1 rRNA gene (running past one end of the window) is annotated in these 1415 nt (G+C 55.9%); it reads right to left on the bottom strand.

The features are described 5' to 3' along the window. Positions 1 to 22: 22 nt before the first annotated feature. Positions 23 to 1415 (bottom strand): 23S ribosomal RNA (locus ACZ56E_RS40570) (it continues 1372 nt past the right edge of the window).

The raw sequence follows: 1415 nt of genomic DNA, 5'->3' as shown, positions 1-1415 counted from the left end.
AACACAGTGGACGCGAGCAACTGAGGACAAGCCCTCGGCCTATTAGTACCAGTCACCTCCACCCGTTACCGGGCTTCCAGATCTGGCCTATCAACCCAGTCGTCTACTGGGAGCCTTAACCCCTCAAAGGGGGTGGGAATACTCATCTCGAAGCAGGCTTCCCGCTTAGATGCTTTCAGCGGTTATCCTTTCCGAACGTAGCCAACCAGCCATGCCCTTGGCAGGACAACTGGCACACCAGAGGTTCGTCCGTCCCGGTCCTCTCGTACTAGGGACAGCCCTTCTCAATATTCCTACGCGCACAGAGGATAGGGACCGAACTGTCTCACGACGTTCTAAACCCAGCTCGCGTACCGCTTTAATGGGCGAACAGCCCAACCCTTGGGACCGACTCCAGCCCCAGGATGCGACGAGCCGACATCGAGGTGCCAAACCATCCCGTCGATATGGACTCTTGGGGAAGATCAGCCTGTTATCCCCGGGGTACCTTTTATCCGTTGAGCGACGGCGCTTCCACAAGCCACCGCCGGATCACTAGTCCCGACTTTCGTCCCTGCTCGACCCGTCGGTCTCACAGTCAAGCTCCCTTGTGCACTTACACTCAACACCTGATTACCAACCAGGCTGAGGGAACCTTTGGGCGCCTCCGTTACTCTTTGGGAGGCAACCGCCCCAGTTAAACTACCCATCAGACACTGTCCCTGATCCGGATCACGGACCGAGGTTAGACATCCAGCACGACCAGAGTGGTATTTCAACGGCGACTCCACGAACACTGGCGTGCCCGCTTCAAAGTCTCCCACCTATCCTACACAAGCCGAACCGAACACCAATATCAAACTGTAGTAAAGGTCCCGGGGTCTTTCCGTCCTTCTGCGCGAAACGAGCATCTTTACTCGTAGTGCAATTTCACCGGGCCTATGGTTGAGACAGTCGAGAAGTCGTTACGCCATTCGTGCAGGTCGGAACTTACCCGACAAGGAATTTCGCTACCTTAGGATGGTTATAGTTACCACCGCCGTTTACTGGCGCTTAAGTTCTCAGCTTCGCACACCCGAAAGTGCACTAACCGGTCCCCTTAACGTTCCAGCACCGGGCAGGCGTCAGTCCGTATACATCGCCTTACGGCTTCGCACGGACCTGTGTTTTTAGTAAACAGTCGCTTCTCGCTGGTCTCTGCGGCCACCCCCAGCTCAGAGTGCAAGACTCATCACCGGTGATGGCCCCCCTTCTCCCGAAGTTACGGGGGCATTTTGCCGAGTTCCTTAACCATAGTTCACCCGAACGCCTCGGTATTCTCTACCTGACCACCTGAGTCGGTTTAGGGTACGGGCCGCCATGAAACTCGCTAGAGGCTTTTCTCGACAGCATAGGATCATCCACTTCACCACAATCGGCTCGGCATCAGGTCTCAG

The organism is Streptomyces sp. NPDC039480 (assembly GCF_055597165.1).
This window is presented reverse-complemented; position numbering and strand designations above follow the sequence as displayed.